Raw genomic sequence first — 15730 nt, 5'->3', positions numbered from 1 at the left:
AAGGTGAAAATATGAAAGATCTATTTATTTTAGCAGGTCCCACAGCTGTAGGCAAAACGGGAATTTCTATTAAACTTGCAGGCATCCTAAATGGAGAAATTATATCAGCTGATTCAATGCAAATATACAAGGGCATGAATGTTGGCTCAGCTAAAATTACAAAAGGTGAGATGCAAGGAGTTCCTCATCATCTAGTAGATATAATAGATCCAAGTGTAGACTTTAGTGTGGCAGAATTTAAAGAGAGAGCTGAAAGTGCTATTAAAGAGATAGCGTGTAAAAACAAGCTCCCAATGTTAGTTGGTGGAACTGGATTCTACATAAACTCACTAATATATAATTATAGCTTTGCGGACACTAATAAAGATGAAGGGTATAGAGAATATCTTACAAAAATTGCAGAAGCTGAAGGTAATGAATATGTACATAGTTTACTTAAAGATATTGATTCGCATTCTTACAATAAACTATATCCTAATGATTTAAAAAGAGTTATTAGAGCTTTAGAAGTATATAAAGTAAGTGGTAAACCCATGAGTGAATTTGCAAAGGAACAAGACACCTTAGATATTCCTTATAACGTACATTATTTTGTGTTAAATATGGAACGACAAAAATTATATAATAGAATAAACCGCCGCGTAGATATAATGATGAAAAATAATTTGATACATGAAGTTATAAAACTAAAAGAAATGGGCTATAATTCTAGTATGCAATCAATGAAGGGCATAGGATATAAAGAGATATTATACTATTTGAACAATGAAATATCATTAGTTGAAGCTATAGAAATGATTAAAAAAGGTAGTAGGAATTATGCTAAAAGGCAACTTACTTGGTTTAGAAAAGACCCAAGAGTAAATTGGATTAATAGTGATGATTTTAAAGATGATGATGAAATTGTAGAATATATTGTAGGCCTTCTATCCTCTACCCAAAAATTATAAATTACAGTATTTTCATATATTAAAAGGTTTTTGTGAATATTTATAGAATATTCTAATAACAGGTCTTATGGAGGTGTATTATGAATAAATCTACTAACAATTTACAAGATATAATTTTGAATGGTGCAAGAAAAAATAAAATACCAATTATTTTATATTTGACAAATGGGTTTCAGTTAAAGGGTAATGTAACAGGATTTGATAGTTTTACAGTAGTATTAAACTGCGACGGAAAACAAATGATGATATACAAGCATGCTATAGCTACCATAACTCCGTTAAAAACAATATTTACTAATGAAATTACAGAAGAAGGTCCTTCACTTTTACAATCAGGAGTTTAGGTGCCACCCACGTGGCAAGTGGCATGTGGAGTATTGTTGGATATTAAAAGGAAAAATAGAGGTGCGATAATTAAAAAAAACAGCTAAAACCTTGGTAATGAGGTTTTAGCTGTTTTTTTTGTTAGGGGTGATTTAAAAATTGAAATGTTATGCAGAAAAAAATAAATATTTTAAACGTTTTCATTGCATATTCTATAATATATGATAGAATATATATTATAGTGATAGTTAAACTATCACTATAATATAATAGCTTATTTAACCACATAGCTTGATAATTAATTTTCATATGTATACTAAAAAGGAGGGATTATACAATGAATTTAAAACTCAAAAGAAAATTAGAAATGGATAACCAAAAGGAAAAAAGAAAAGAAGAAGTTGTTATAGCCGCAATCCAAGTTTTTAAAGAGAAGGGAATAGACAACTCTAAAATGACAGATATAGCTAAAAGGGCTGAAATAGGAGTTGCAACAGTATATAGGTACTTTAATACAAAAACTGAGATAGTAATAGCTGCAGCTGCTATTTTGTGGGAAGAAAAAATTAGTATATTGTATGATAAATTTTCGGAAGTCGACTTCATGGGAATTAATGGCGCAGATAGAGTTAAAGTAATATTAAATTTATTTATAGATGTATACCAAAAGTATCCTGAGTTTTTAAGTTTTTTAGAGCACTTTGACAATTTTATAGTAAAAGAATCTATTCCATTAGAAACTTTGGGGAGTTATGAGGAAATAATAATTGATACAAAAACGGCTATTTTTGATGCAATAGATCAGGGGAAAAAAGATGGGTCTATTAAAAGTAGTATTGATAACGATTCCTTTTATATCACAATTACCCATTCATTAATGAGTTTGTGTCAAAAATTGATTTTAAGAGGCACCATACTAAAAAGTGACAAAGATATTCAAGGAGAAACACAGTTAAAAATACTTATAGATATGGCTATGTTATATATAGTAAGTTAAGAAGAAGCCTTTGGTTTCTGAATATATTATTAAATATTTAATATTAAGGGGGAAAAGCATGAAAGAAAAATTACCATTATCAAAACAAATCGCTTATGCATTAGGTCAATTTGGTTGGTCCTTATTATCGGGAATCGTAGGATCGTATTTAATTTTCTATTATATACCAACTAAAGAATCAGGTATTATGACAGTAATTCCACAGGTAGCATTCCTGGGGTTTTTAACAATAATCGGACTAATAACAATGCTTGGAAGATTTTTTGATGCTGTAACGGATCCATGGATTGCAACATTAAGTGACAGAAGTAAATCTAAAAAAGGTAGAAGGATTTCCTTTATGAAAAAGGCTTCTATTCCCTTTGCTGTAAGTACAGTTTTGGTATTTTGGTCTCCAATAAAAGGAGAGAGTCCAGTTAATGCAGTTTTTCTTACGGTTGTACTACTTTTATTTTATTTATTCTTAACTATGTACGTAACGCCTTTTTTCGCTCTTTTATCAGAACTTGGACATACTCCTGAGGAAAGGTTAAATCTTTCTACTTTTATATCCGTTACTTGGTTTTTAGGAGCAGCTGTTGCATCTCAAGCACCACAATTATGGAACATATTTTTAAAAATGGGTTATAGCATGGAAACTTCAATGAGAATTTCACTTTCCATACTTGCTTTCATAGGACTTATTTTTCTTTTAGTGCCTGTATTTGCAATTGATGAAAAAAGATATTGTGAATCAGTTCCTTCAGAGCTGAAAATGATAGATTCAATTAAAGCTACTTTTAGAAATAGAGAATTTACAGTATTTGTTCTTTCGGATTTAGTATATTGGATTGCTATTACCACATTTCAAGCTTCACTATTATATTATGTAACTGTATTACTAAAACTTCCTGATACTATGTTTGGAACCTTATTTATACTTCTTGGTGTAGGTTCATTCCTATTCTATGTTCCAATTAATATAATAGCTAAAAAATTCGGAAAGAAAAAATTATTAATTGTTGCCTTTTGTATGTTTATTGTTGTGTATATATATGGAGCCTTCCTTGGAAAACTTCCTGTATCAAATCAAATACAAGCTTATTTATTAGTAGTTTTAGCAGCAATACCAATGGCTATTTTTGGTATACTTCCAAATGTAGTTATTGCAGATATAGCAGAATATGATGCGAGAAAAACAGGGATAAGACGAGAAGGGATGTTCTTTGGCACTCGTACATTTATGTCAAAAGTAGGACAGACGCTTTCAATGCTTATATTAAGTGCATTGCTTCTTTTAAAGAGAAATGGTAGCAATGAAATAGGAATACGTTTAACTGGAGTTTTTGCTGCTGGATTCTGTATTGTGGGACTTGTACTTCTTCTTATGTACAACGAAGAAAAGATATTAAGTGGAATTTCATCAGAGGTTAAAGTCCAAAAATTAAAGAATAAGAATATGTAATTTCATAAAAAAATTATAAATTCCCCTGCCTTGTTTGGTGGGGGAATTTAATGAAAGAGGTGATATCATGTTTGAAAATAAAGAAATTAGTTTTAGTTATTATATAGATAAGAAGAAGAATAGTGTAACTTTCAATGAAAAATTCTCAAATGATGACTTTAAAGCTACTGTTGATTTTGAAAAATATAACAACTATAAAAAAATAAAAGTTTCAATATTTCCTAGTAGAGAACTAGAAATTGAAAAACTTTGTATAAGTACAAATTATTCTTTCAAAGCGAGTGATAGGATATTTGTTAATGGTTATCAATCCTGGACGGATAGTAGAGAGTTTTTTATAGATGAAAAAATGAAGACAATATCAAAGCTTGCAGCACCAATTATAAAAAAATATCAGTTTGACAAGTATGGCGATTACACTTTTAAAAAATATTCAAAAAAGTCTGGAGAATTTCATGGTTATACCTATTCATATATAAGAAATGGGGAAAATTTTAATTTCATTGGTTCATTAACTGAAAAAAATGGATATACAATAATCCAGCAATTTGTAAAAGATAATAAAATAATTATAGATAAAGAGTGCAAAGGACATAGGATTAATTCTGAATATGTACCCTTTGAACTTGTATCTATAGAAGGTAGTGAAAATAATGTTTTTGATTTATATTTTGATTTAATGAATATAAAGAGAGCAAAAGCTAAATCTATGACAGGTTGGACAAGCTGGTACAATTATTATCAAAATATAAATGAAGATATAATTCTTGAAAATCTCAATCATTTTAAAGACTTTGATAAAAATATAGAAATATTTCAGATAGATGATGGTTATCAGACTTATGTGGGAGATTGGCTGGACACAGATTTCAGTAAATTTCCAAAGGGTATGCGCTATATTGCAGATGCTATAAAAACAAAGGGATATAAGGCGGGTATATGGCTTGCTCCCTTTGTTTGTGAAACAAATTCTAAAATTTTCAAAGAAAAAAAACACTGGATTTTAAAAGATAGCCATGGTGAACTTGTCCTCGGTGGAAGCAATTGGAGCAGATTTTACGCACTTGATATATATAACCCAGAGGTAAGAGAGTATATTAAGAGTGTATTTTCAGTTGTACTTGATGAATGGGGATATGATATGGTAAAACTTGATTTCTTGTATGCGGTTTGTCTTGTTCCAAATAAAACTAAAACAAGGGGTCAAATTATGACGGAGGCCATGGAGTTTCTTCGTGAATGTGTAGGGGATAAACTTATACTTGGTTGTGGTGTACCGCTTGGACCTTCCTTTGGATTAGTAGATTATTGTAGAATTGGTTGCGATGTAGGTCTTGATTGGGATGACAAAGTTTTTATGAGATTACTTCACAGAGAACGAGTATCTACAATAAATGCTATAGGGAATGCCATAGGCAGAAGACAACTTAATGGAAGAGCCTTTTTGAATGATCCTGATGTATTTTTACTTAGAGAGGATAATATTATTCTTACGGAAACACAAAGACAGACACTTTCTACTGTAAACCATATTTTTGGTAGTTTGCTTTTTACATCAGATAATATAATAAAATATGATAATAAGAAGCATTTGATGTTTGATAATATAATGGACTTAAAAGAGAAGGAAATACATAGCGTAGAGTCATTTAGAAATGGAATTGTTGAAGTTATGTATTCACAAGAAAAAAGCAGATATTTAGCAATTATAAATTTAAAAAACAAAAATATTAGTTATAATAATAAATTTAGTGAAATTAAAGAGCACTATTTTGACAAGGAAGATCAAGATATACGAACAGAAAAGACATTAGTGTTAAAACCTTATGAGAGTAGAGTATTTGTTATAAAGGAGGATTTATAAATGGAAAGATCAAAGAGTATTTTCGGAAATGAAATTTCTGATAAAGTTTACAATAAAGCGTTAAAAGCAAAAATGAAACACATTAAAAAATTTGGAGATGATTCAAACAGTGTATACCATTTGAGTGTTAAAGATAATGCAACCTTATCACCTTTTATTGGCATAAAAAATATTGTAACTACAGATGGTACTGAAAGTATTAATACTGATAAAGGGATAATTATTGGTAATATCAGAATGGGTTTTGGACATTATAGAATATCCATGGCAATAGCTTCTGCTGCCTATTCGATGGGGTATACACCTTATTGGTTTGATTTGAATTCATACAGCGAAACTACAGGAGGAAAGGTAATTGCACACCTTAACTCCCTGTATTCTATGGGATCTAGATGGTCACAAAAATATCCTCTTTTTAATAAATTTTATTGGGAACCGCTTAACTCAGAGGGCTTTAGGAAATTATCTTACAATGCTATGGATCAAAAGGTTTCCGAACTAATGACCCCGATTTTCAAAGAACTTCCAAAGAATATGCCTTTTATAGCAACTCATGTCTGGCCTGCACAAGCGGCTATACATGCTGGCATGAAAAAGGTTGTAAATGTAATTCCGGACAATTGGCCTATGGCACTTCATCTTGCGGAAGGTTCAATTCATACAGTTCAGACTCCCTCAGCTTTTTTAGGATATAAAACACTTAAGGGAATGGATGGTAAAAAGATACTTAAATCAATACCGGATAATAAGCTTTATGAAGTAGGTCATTATATTGATCATGAATTAGTAGTGAATTTAGATGGTGATTGCGAAAAGAGACTTGACCGAATTAAAAATAACGAAACTAAGAGAGTTCTTCTTACGGTTGGTGGTGCAGGAGCACAAAAGGAGATTTTTGCAAAAATAATACAAAATTTAATGCCACGTATAAAAGAGAATAAAGTGGCTCTTTATATTAATGTAGGAGACCACAAAGACGTGTTAGAGGGACTATGTGAAGAAATCCCAGAGCTTGCATCAATGTGTCAGAACTATTTTAACGATTGGAATAAAACCTGTGATTTTGCCAAAATAGCTCTTGATAATGAGATAAGCGGGATACATGCTTTTTATAATGAAGACATATTTGCAGCAGTGTATAGTTCGAATCTTCTTATGAGATCTTGTGATATTCTTGTAACAAAACCAAGTGAACTTGCTTTCTACCCAGTACCTAAGCTACTTATAAAAAGAGTGGGGGGGCATGAAGCGTGGGGTGCTGTAAGATCGGCAGAAGTAGGAGATGGTACAGTAGAATGTGAAACAGCTTCTAGAACATTACAAATGCTTGATTTAATGTTAAATAGTGATGAAATACTTACAATGCTTTGCAATAATATAATAAAAGCAAACAAAATAGGTCTTTACAGCGGAGCATATAAGGCTGTAGAACTGGTTACTAAAAAATAGAGAAGATTTGCAATCCAATATAGTTTGTTCCCTCAGATATTAATTTGAGGGAATTTTGTACGTCTGGTATTTTTTTGACCCTATAGGGTGATGGAAGCTGGAGTATTCACCCCAGTCGCTTTAGCAGGTTGAATTGACAAAAAAAATTCATGTATTATACTGAAATCAGAAGATTAAAAAAATGTCATAAAGAAGCGGAGGCTTTTAAAAATGTTTAATACTATTGATGAGGTTCAAGAATTTATAGTGAAAAATAATATTAAATTTGTAGACTTTAAAATTATAACGTTACAAGGTAAATGGAATCATTTAACCATACCAACTGAAAGGTTGTCAGAGAAGACATTTTCTGAAGGAATAGGATTTGATGGATCAAGCTATGGATATTCATCCATAGAGGACTCAGATATGAGGTTTGTTCCTGATATGACTACAGCTTTTGTTGATCCGTATTGCAAAATACCAACTTTAAGTATGATTGCCAATATGTATACCCTTGGCAAAAATGAGGGAAGATTTTCAGGGGACCCAAGATTTATAGCTGAAAAAGCAGAAAAATACATGAGACAATTGGGAATAGCAGATGAATATGAAATAGGCCCTGAATTTGAGTTTTATATATTTGACCATATAAATTATGAGGTTACAAATAATCATCAAGAGGTTTTCATAGATTCAAATCAAGCACCATGGAATACCAATAATAAAGAGCAGAACTTTGGGTACAAAGCACCATTTCAAAATAGTTATCATTTAGGACTGCCTTATGATCTTAATAATGATTTAAGAAGTGAGATGTGTATAAAACTTGAGGAAATGGGTATACCTGTGAAATATCATCATCATGAAGTTGGATCCGCTGGTCAACTTGAAATAGAAGTTGAATTAGGTAAGATGACAAAAATGGCTGATGCAACAATGATGGCAAAGTACCTAATTAAAAATGAAGCAGTGGCAAACGGAAAAACAGCTACTTTTATGCCTAAACCACTATTTGGGGAAGCAGGAAGTGGAATGCATGTTCATATGCTACTTAAAAAACATGGGAAAAATCTTTTCTTTGATGAAAATGGATACTCACAGATGAGTAAAACTGCACTATATTTTATTGGTGGAATATTAAAGCATTCTAAAGCATTACTTGCATTTACTAACCCATCAACTAATTCTTATAAGCGATTAGTGCCAGGGTTTGAAGCACCTGTGTCAATTTGCTTTGCTACAGGAAATAGAAGCGCAGTAATAAGAATTCCAGGCTATATTAGAGATCCAGAAACTAGAAGATTTGAATTTAGACCTTCAGATGCGTCGGCAAATCCATATCTTGCATACTCTGCACTACTTATGGCAGGTATTGATGGTATAGAAAACAGAATTGATCCCATGGTAGAAGGTTATGGACCATACGATGTAAACGTTTTTGATTTGCCAGAGGAAGAAAGAGATAAAATTGAAGCCTTACCAAGATCTTTAGATGAGGCCCTTGAAGAACTAAAAAAAGATTGTGGATTCTTATTAAAAGGTAACGTATTTGATGAACATTTTATTAATGCTTGGATTAAATTTAAAATTGAAAAAGAAATTAAAGAAGTAATACCTGTTCCATCACCAATAGAATTTCAATTATACTATGACATATAATTTTAAATAATTAACTATTATTATGAATGTTATGAGAAAGGGAGTTAGACAATGGTTAAAAGACTTGATGAGTTAATAGAACTTGCCACTAAAAAAGATAAAAAAACATTAGCAGTAGCAGTAGCACAAGATAATGTTGTTTTAAAGGCAGTAGTAGAAGCAGTAAGACTACAAATTGTTGATGCAATATTAGTTGGTGATGAGAAAAAAATAGTAGAAATTGCACTTAGTGAAAAATTATCTCTCCAAAACATTAGGATTATAAATGAAGAAAACATATTAGCGGCAGCGGCAAAGGCAGTAGAACTTGTATCTAATGGCGATGCTCATTTTATTATGAAAGGGATGCTCGGTACTTCTGATTTGTTAAAAGCAGTCCTATGTAAAGAAGCTGGATTAAGAGGCATAGGACTTTTATCACACGTAATGATTTATGATGTACCTACTTACCATAAATTATTATTTTTAACTGATGGAGGAATGGTTACGTGCCCTGAGCTTAAAGAAAAAATTGAGATAATTAATAATGCAGTGGTAGTAGCACATGCTCTGCAAATAGATATTCCAAAGGTTGCCCCAATTTGTGCAGTGGAAGTTGTAAGTCTTTCAATGCAAGCGACGATAGATGCTGCAGCACTAACACAAATGAATAAAAGAGGACAAATAAAAGGGTGCATAATAGATGGACCACTTGGACTGGATAATGCAATTTCAAAGGAGGCTGCTGAGCATAAGGGGATTGTAAGTGATGTAGCTGGTGATAGTGATATATTGCTTGTACCAAATATAGAGGCTGGAAACTTTTTAGGTAAGTCACTTACATACTTTTCTAAAGCAGAAAGTGCAGGTATTATAGTAGGAGCAAAATGCCCTGTAGTATTGGTTTCTAGGGCTGATAGTGCAAAATCTAAATTATATTCTATAGCTCTTGGAGCGGTGGTAGTTTAAAAAACATTAAATACAATAATTATTTAGTGTTTATGCGAAATAGATACGAGGAGGCATAACAATTAATAATTGTTATGTACCCATAAGGAATACAGGAGGGTTAATATATGAAAAGTGTAATAATGTCAGGTAATGAGGCTATTGCAAGAGGTGCTTACGAGGCTGGATGTCATATAGCATCAGCTTATCCAGGAACACCAAGTACAGAAATACTTGAAAATTTCGCCAAATATGAGGGCGTTTATGCAGAATGGGCACCTAATGAAAAAGTAGGGTTTGAAGTTGCAGCTGGTGCAGCCATTGGTGGAGCAAGGGCGCTTACTACCATGAAGCATGTAGGATTAAATGTAGCTGCTGATCCATTATTTACAATTGCTTATGAAGGGATTAATGGAGGGCTTGTTGTTGTAAGCGCAGATGACCCTGGAATGCATTCGTCGCAGAATGAGCAAGATAATAGATACTATGCACCACATGCTAAAGTAGCTATGCTAGAACCATCTGATTCACAGGAATGCGTTGACTATATGAAAGCTGCGTATGAGATTAGTGAAAAATTTGATACTCTTGTTTTGTTTAGAGTTACTACAAGAATATGTCATTCGAAATCTATAATAGAGCTTGGAGAGAGAGAAATAGTCGCAGTAAGGCCATATGAAAAGAATGTTAAAAAGTATATTATGACACCAGCAAATTCAAAAACTAAACATTATGAAGTAGAAGAAAGATTAGAATCACTAAGAAAGTTTTCTAACATTACTCCACTAAATAGAATAGAAATGGGCAATAATGAAATAGGAATAATAACAAGTGGTGTTTCTTATGAGTATGCAAAAGAAGTTTTAGGGGATGATGCTTCTTATTTAAAAATAGGTATGAGTTACCCTCTCCCAGACGAAATGATTAAAGAGTTTGCGTCTAAGGTGAAAAAACTTTATATAATAGAAGAAAATGACCCTTATTTGGAAACAGCAATTAAGGCAATGGGAATAGAATGCATAGGAAAAGAAATAATTCCTATTTGTGATGAATTAAACCCAGATATCGTTCGTAAGGCTATTTTAGGTGAAGTTAATCAGGTTAATTATACAACAGAGGTACAATCGCCTTCAAGACCACCAGTACTGTGCCCAGGTTGCCCACATAGAGGTATTTTCTATGAAGTATCTAAGTATAAAGATGTAATAGCTTCTGGTGATATAGGTTGCTATACACTGGGCATGGTAGATCCTCTTAATGTAACGGATACAGTTATATGTATGGGAGCTTCAATTTCAGCAGGAACAGGTATTGAACGAGCAAATATGGTTGCAAATAGAGATGATAAAAAAGTTTTTGCTTTCATTGGAGATTCAACTTTCTTTCATTCAGGAATAACAGGGCTTATAAATACAGTTTATAATAATACTCCAATAGTTACTTGTATTTTGGATAATAGAATTACTGGTATGACAGGACATCAAGAAAATCCTGGTACAGGAAAAACCCTTCAGGGTACTCCGGCACCAATGATTGATATAGAAAAGTTAGTTCTTGCCTGTGGTATTAAAGAAGAAAATATAAGAGTTGTAGATCCATACAAACTAGGTGAAACTAAGATTGCTGTGAAAGAAGCACATGATAGTATAGAGCCATTTGTAATAATTACAAAACAACCTTGCGCATTAATTAAGGATGTATTTAAAGCTAGAGCAAAAATTAAATGTGTTATTGATCAAGACAAATGTAGGAAATGTAAAGCTTGTCTAAAAACGGGATGTCCAGCATTGAAATTTGAAAATGGGATTGTAAGTATAGATGTTAATATGTGTAATGGATGTGGAGTATGTAAGCAGGTATGCCCATTTGAGGCAATAGAAAAGGTTGGTGAATTACATGAGACAAACTAAAAGTGTATTGTTTGTAGGTGTAGGAGGACAAGGAACTATTTTAGCATCTAAAATTTTGACAGAAGGACTTATAAAAAGTGGATATGATGTAAAAATGTCAGAAGTTCATGGTATGGCTCAAAGGGGTGGAAGTGTTACAACTCAAGTAAGATTTGGTGATAAGGTGTATTCACCACTAATAGAAAAGGGTAAAGTAGATGTAATAGTATCCTTCGAAAAAAGTGAAGCAGCTAGATATTTAACTTTTTTAAAAAAAGATGGTCATATTGTAGTTAATGATTATGAAATACGTTCATTACCAGTATTAATGGGGAAAGAAATGTATCCTGAAAATGTAAATGAAAGATTGACTGACGCTGTTTATAACACAATAATTATAAATGCAGCAGAAATTGCGCAAAATCTAGGAAATATTAGAGCTCAAAATGTAGTCTTACTGGGAGCTTTAATCAAAGTACTTAAACTAGAAAATATAAATTGGGATGAAGTTATAAGCACAATAGTACCTTCAAAGGCTATAGATATCAATAAAAAGGCTTTTAAAGCAGGTATGGATATTTAGTTTTTAATAATGATTTTAGAGTAAAATTAAATAGAAGTAAAAAGAACTCCTAATAAATTGGGAGTTCTTTTTACTTCTATTCAACAGTTATATAAACTGCATCTTCTTCGCGAACAACTTTTATATATTCAACTTCAGGGTCTTCAGTTCCTTGAACGTATAGTCCAGTGCTTTTTAATTTTTCAACATAATCTATAATCTCTTGGGTTATTCGCTCACCAGGGCAAAGTATTGGAATACCAGGTGGATAAGCCATTAAAAATTCTCCACTTATCATGCCAGCACTCTTTTTAATTTCTACAGCAGTATTTACACTGTTGAAAGCCTCACGAGGAATTTGAACTTGCTCTGGAATGCTAGGTATATCAATAAAATCAGCTTTTTTTATGCCTTTACCATAGTAATCATTACTTACTTCTCTTAAAGCCGTAAGCAGCTTCTCCATGCCGTCTTCTGTATCTCCAAAAGAACCAACTGCTAATATGTTATAAAGATCAGATAACTCCATTTGTATATGATATTTATTAGAAAGAATCATATCTAAGTCATAACCTGTTATACCTAAATCTCTACAAGTTATTGTGATTTTAGTTGGATCAAAAGCGTAAGCACCAAAACCATCTAAAACCTCTTCGCCAAAACAATAAAGCCCTGGGATTTTATTTACTTCATTTCTTACATAATTACATAAATCAATAGTTTTTTCTAGAAGCTCTGTGCCCTCTAATGCAATTTGTCGCCTTGCGCAATCCAGGGATGCCATTAGTATGTAGGAAGGTGACGTTGTGTGCATTAGGTTTATTAGTTGCTTAACTCTAGCAGGATTAATACGCCTTGAATTAACATGTAGCATAGACCCTTGAGTTAATGCGCCTATAATTTTATGAGTGCTTTGACAACAGATATCTGCACCTGCTTCCATTGCAGACATTGGGAGTCTATTATTAAAATTAAGATGAGGTCCATGAGCTTCATCAACTATAAAAGGAATGTCATATTCATGGACAATATCTGAAATTCTCTTAATGTCAGTAGAGACCCCATAATAAGTAGGGTTAATTATAAGTACAGCTTTTGCATCGGGATTTTCCTTTAAAGTTGCCTCAACTACTTCTGGTGACACTCCATGAGCAACACCTATTTTTTTATCTAATTCAGGCTGCATATAAACTGGGATAGCACCTGATAATATAATACCACCGGTTATTGATTTATGAACATTTCTTGGTACAATAATTTTATCACCAGCACCAACTACAGACATAATCATAGCTTGAATAGCACCAGAAGTTCCATGAACTGAGAAAAATGATGCATCAGCACCGTAAGCATCTGCTGCTAATTCTTGTGCTTTTTTGATAGCTCCAGTTGGGTGATGAAAACTATCAACAAGTTTGAAAACTGTAACATCAATTTTGAAAGGGTTTTCCCCCATAAAATTTCTAAATTGTTCATCAGCACCTATTCCTTTTTTATGTCCTGGTACGTGAAAAGGTAGTGTTTCTCTGTCTACATATTCCATTAAAACATCAAATAACGGAGTTTCATTTTGATTTAATCTATACAATTTATACACCCCTTTCAAAAGAATTTATATTGTGGTATTTTGAAATAATAATTATGCAATACGCTAGTATATTCTTTTTTAGATGTCCAATTATTAAATAAGTTACTTAGAGTATATTCGTTCAACCAATTAATAATTATAGAGTATAAGATATACAATTGCAATAATAATTTGAGATTTTCAATTATATCTTGGTAAGTTTGGAAACCATAATGGAGAATAAACAAAAATGTCTTTTATTTGCATTGGTTTGAGAGTATAATATGGTAGACTAAAGGTAGCTTTAAGATCATCGCAAGGGGGATATGTATATTTATGACATATAAAGTTAAATATAAAAGTTGGATTACGTCTAATTCAATAAATTTGGAATTAAAGCGCGAACTTATGCAGTTAACAGATGAAAGTGAAATTGAAGATAGATTCTATAAGGATTTGGAGTTTGGTACAGGTGGGCTAAGAGGTGTAATTGGTGCTGGAACAAACAGAATGAATATACATACTATAGGTAAGGCTACTCAAGGGTTAGCAGACTATTTAAATTCTAAGTATAATGAAGATATATCAGTTAGTATAGCATACGATTCAAGAAACATGTCGAAGGAATTTGCAGAGGCTACTGCAGAAACTCTTTGCGGTAATGGGATTACTGTTAATTTATTTGAAGAATTAGCACCAACCCCAGTTTTATCTTATGCTGTCCGTGAGCTAAATAGTAAAGCGGGTATTGTTATTACTGCATCACACAATCCAAAGCAGTATAATGGATATAAGGTTTATGGTGAAGATGGTGGACAGGTTACTGACGAAGCTGCAAAAGAAATTATTACCTGTGCAGGGAGCATAGTGGATTTTTCTAAAGTGAAAACTATGGAGCTTTCTAAAGCAAAAAAAAATGGGATGTTAAAAATTATTGGAGAAAACATTTATTTATCATATATGGATAAGACTAAAAGGCTAACTTTGAGAAAAGAGTTAGTTAAAGAAAATGCCAAGGATTTAAAAATAATTTATACCCCCATTCATGGCTCCGGGAATATACCTGTGAGAAGAGTATTACGTGAACTCGGATATGACAATGTATTTGTTGTAAAAGAACAAGAAAAGCCCAATGGAAACTTTCCAACAGCTCCGTACCCTAATCCAGAAGACCCAAAGGTCTTTGCATTGGCCCTTGAAATGGCAAAAGATATTAACCCAGACATTATTTTTGGTACAGACCCAGACTGTGATAGGATTGGTGTAGTAGTAAAAGACAAAGAAGGAGAGTATAAGGTTCTTACAGGGAACCAGACAGGCGTTTTGCTCTGTAATTATATCTTGAAATCATTGTTTGAAACGAAGAGACTTTCTAAAAATGCTGTAGTAATAAAAACAATTGTTACTACGGATATGGTAGAAGGTATTGCAAAGAAATATAATGTTTGCGTGTTAGATGTACTTACTGGGTTTAAATATATTGGAGAAAAAATCAAGGAATTTGAACAGGGTGGTAAAAGAGAATTTGTATTTGGTTTTGAAGAAAGTTTTGGATATTTAGCAGGAAATTTTGTAAGGGATAAAGATGCAGTTATAGCAGCAATGTTAATCTGTGAAATGACACTTTATTATAAAAATAAAGGAATGAGTCTTTATGATGCATTAATGGATGTTTATAAAGAACATGGATATTATAAAGAATCACTAGTTTCCATAGAACTTAATGGGAAAGATGGTGCTGAAAAAATAGCTAATATAATAGAAGGTTTAAGGTGCTCACTAAAAGGATTAGTAGGAAATAAAAAAATTATTAAAAAAATGGATTATAGGGCGGGAACAGAAGAGGATTTAATAAAAAACAAGAAAAGAACAATGGAACTTCCAAAATCAAATGTATTAAAGTTTATTTTAGATGATGGTTGTTGGTTTGTCGTTAGGCCTTCTGGCACAGAACCAAAAATGAAGATTTATTTATCAGTAAAAGGGATTTCACTTAAAGAAGCATCTAAGAAGTTAATTGATCTAGAAGAAAGTGTTATGTCAATATTGGATAAAGCAGGCATAAAGTGAAAATTATATGTTGATAATAAATTATATTCTTAGAAAGAAAATTTTG

General features: G+C 32.2%; 12 protein-coding genes. 11 read left to right on the top strand and 1 reads right to left on the bottom strand.

The annotated features are described in order from the left end of the window. The first annotated feature begins 11 nt into the window (after window positions 1–11). From miaA to ACREWB_RS14385, 10 genes are all read left to right on the top strand, one after another. Entirely contained in the window at window positions 12–950 is a 939-nt protein-coding gene (miaA, locus tag ACREWB_RS14430) for a tRNA (adenosine(37)-N6)-dimethylallyltransferase MiaA (protein WP_431548150.1), read from the top strand. A gap of 80 nt (window positions 951–1030) precedes the next feature. After that, entirely contained in the window at window positions 1031–1294 is a 264-nt protein-coding gene (hfq, locus tag ACREWB_RS14425) for an RNA chaperone Hfq (RefSeq protein ID WP_431548148.1), read from the top strand. A gap of 317 nt (window positions 1295–1611) precedes the next feature. Beyond that, a complete protein-coding gene (locus tag ACREWB_RS14420) occupies window positions 1612–2271 on the top strand; it encodes a TetR/AcrR family transcriptional regulator (protein ID WP_431548146.1) in 660 nt (219 codons plus the stop codon). A gap of 58 nt (window positions 2272–2329) precedes the next feature. Further along, complete coding sequence (locus ACREWB_RS14415; RefSeq protein ID WP_431548144.1) at window positions 2330–3715, top strand: MFS transporter; 1386 nt, start codon at window positions 2330–2332, stop codon at window positions 3713–3715. A gap of 67 nt (window positions 3716–3782) precedes the next feature. After that, a complete protein-coding gene (locus ACREWB_RS14410; protein ID WP_431548143.1) occupies window positions 3783–5579 on the top strand; it encodes a glycoside hydrolase family 36 protein in 1797 nt (598 codons plus the stop codon). Beyond that, complete coding sequence (locus tag ACREWB_RS14405; protein WP_431548141.1) at window positions 5580–7028, top strand: DUF6937 domain-containing protein; 1449 nt, start codon at window positions 5580–5582, stop codon at window positions 7026–7028. A gap of 210 nt (window positions 7029–7238) precedes the next feature. Next, window positions 7239–8669 carry a type I glutamate--ammonia ligase gene (gene glnA, locus ACREWB_RS14400; RefSeq protein WP_431548140.1) on the top strand — a complete coding sequence of 477 codons (1431 nt, stop codon included), beginning with the start codon at window positions 7239–7241 and terminating at the stop codon, window positions 8667–8669. 51 nt (window positions 8670–8720) lie between these two features. Further along, complete coding sequence (locus ACREWB_RS14395; protein WP_431548139.1) at window positions 8721–9617, top strand: phosphate butyryltransferase; 897 nt, start codon at window positions 8721–8723, stop codon at window positions 9615–9617. Between the two features lie 107 nt (window positions 9618–9724). After that, window positions 9725–11506 (top strand): indolepyruvate ferredoxin oxidoreductase subunit alpha, encoded by a 1782-nt coding sequence (gene iorA, locus ACREWB_RS14390; RefSeq protein ID WP_431548137.1) that lies wholly within the window; start codon window positions 9725–9727, stop codon window positions 11504–11506. After that, the gene (locus ACREWB_RS14385; RefSeq protein ID WP_431548136.1) at window positions 11493–12068 is read left to right on the top strand and encodes an indolepyruvate oxidoreductase subunit beta; all 576 of its coding nucleotides are present in this window, start codon (window positions 11493–11495) and stop codon (window positions 12066–12068) included. The genes iorA and ACREWB_RS14385 overlap by 14 nt, the downstream gene beginning before the upstream one ends. Window positions 12069–12144: 76 nt before the next feature. Here ACREWB_RS14385 and ACREWB_RS14380 read toward each other — a convergent pair whose 3' ends face one another. Beyond that, window positions 12145–13635: an aminotransferase class I/II-fold pyridoxal phosphate-dependent enzyme gene (locus ACREWB_RS14380; RefSeq protein ID WP_431548135.1), complete on the bottom strand. Its 1491-nt coding sequence runs from the start codon at window positions 13633–13635 to the stop codon at window positions 12145–12147. Between the two features lie 315 nt (window positions 13636–13950). Between ACREWB_RS14380 and ACREWB_RS14375 the strand changes: the two genes are divergently transcribed. After that, window positions 13951–15684, top strand: a complete 1734-nt coding sequence (locus ACREWB_RS14375; protein ID WP_431548134.1) for a phospho-sugar mutase — start codon at window positions 13951–13953, stop codon at window positions 15682–15684. Window positions 15685–15730 lie beyond the last annotated feature (46 nt).

It is taken from the genome of Clostridium sp. (assembly GCF_050717635.1).
In the GTDB taxonomy this organism is placed as follows: Bacteria; Bacillota; Clostridia; order Clostridiales; family Clostridiaceae; genus Clostridium_AD.
The sequence above is the reverse complement of the archived record's forward strand: the minus strand, read 5'-3'. Positions and strand labels throughout refer to the sequence as shown.

What these genes read in the sequence shown, in the direction of transcription:
- ACREWB_RS14375 (WP_431548134.1), top strand. Translation starts at nt 13,951, where the DNA reads ATGACATATAAAGTTAAATATAAAAGTTGGATTACGTCTAATTCAATA.
- ACREWB_RS14420 (WP_431548146.1), top strand. Translation starts at nt 1,612, where the DNA reads ATGAATTTAAAACTCAAAAGAAAATTAGAAATGGATAACCAAAAGGAA.
- ACREWB_RS14385 (WP_431548136.1), top strand. Translation starts at nt 11,493, where the DNA reads ATGAGACAAACTAAAAGTGTATTGTTTGTAGGTGTAGGAGGACAAGGA.
- glnA (WP_431548140.1), top strand. Translation starts at nt 7,239, where the DNA reads ATGTTTAATACTATTGATGAGGTTCAAGAATTTATAGTGAAAAATAAT.
- ACREWB_RS14415 (WP_431548144.1), top strand. Translation starts at nt 2,330, where the DNA reads ATGAAAGAAAAATTACCATTATCAAAACAAATCGCTTATGCATTAGGT.
- ACREWB_RS14405 (WP_431548141.1), top strand. Translation starts at nt 5,580, where the DNA reads ATGGAAAGATCAAAGAGTATTTTCGGAAATGAAATTTCTGATAAAGTT.
- hfq (WP_431548148.1), top strand. Translation starts at nt 1,031, where the DNA reads ATGAATAAATCTACTAACAATTTACAAGATATAATTTTGAATGGTGCA.
- miaA (WP_431548150.1), top strand. Translation starts at nt 12, where the DNA reads ATGAAAGATCTATTTATTTTAGCAGGTCCCACAGCTGTAGGCAAAACG.
- iorA (WP_431548137.1), top strand. Translation starts at nt 9,725, where the DNA reads ATGAAAAGTGTAATAATGTCAGGTAATGAGGCTATTGCAAGAGGTGCT.
- ACREWB_RS14395 (WP_431548139.1), top strand. Translation starts at nt 8,721, where the DNA reads ATGGTTAAAAGACTTGATGAGTTAATAGAACTTGCCACTAAAAAAGAT.
- ACREWB_RS14410 (WP_431548143.1), top strand. Translation starts at nt 3,783, where the DNA reads ATGTTTGAAAATAAAGAAATTAGTTTTAGTTATTATATAGATAAGAAG.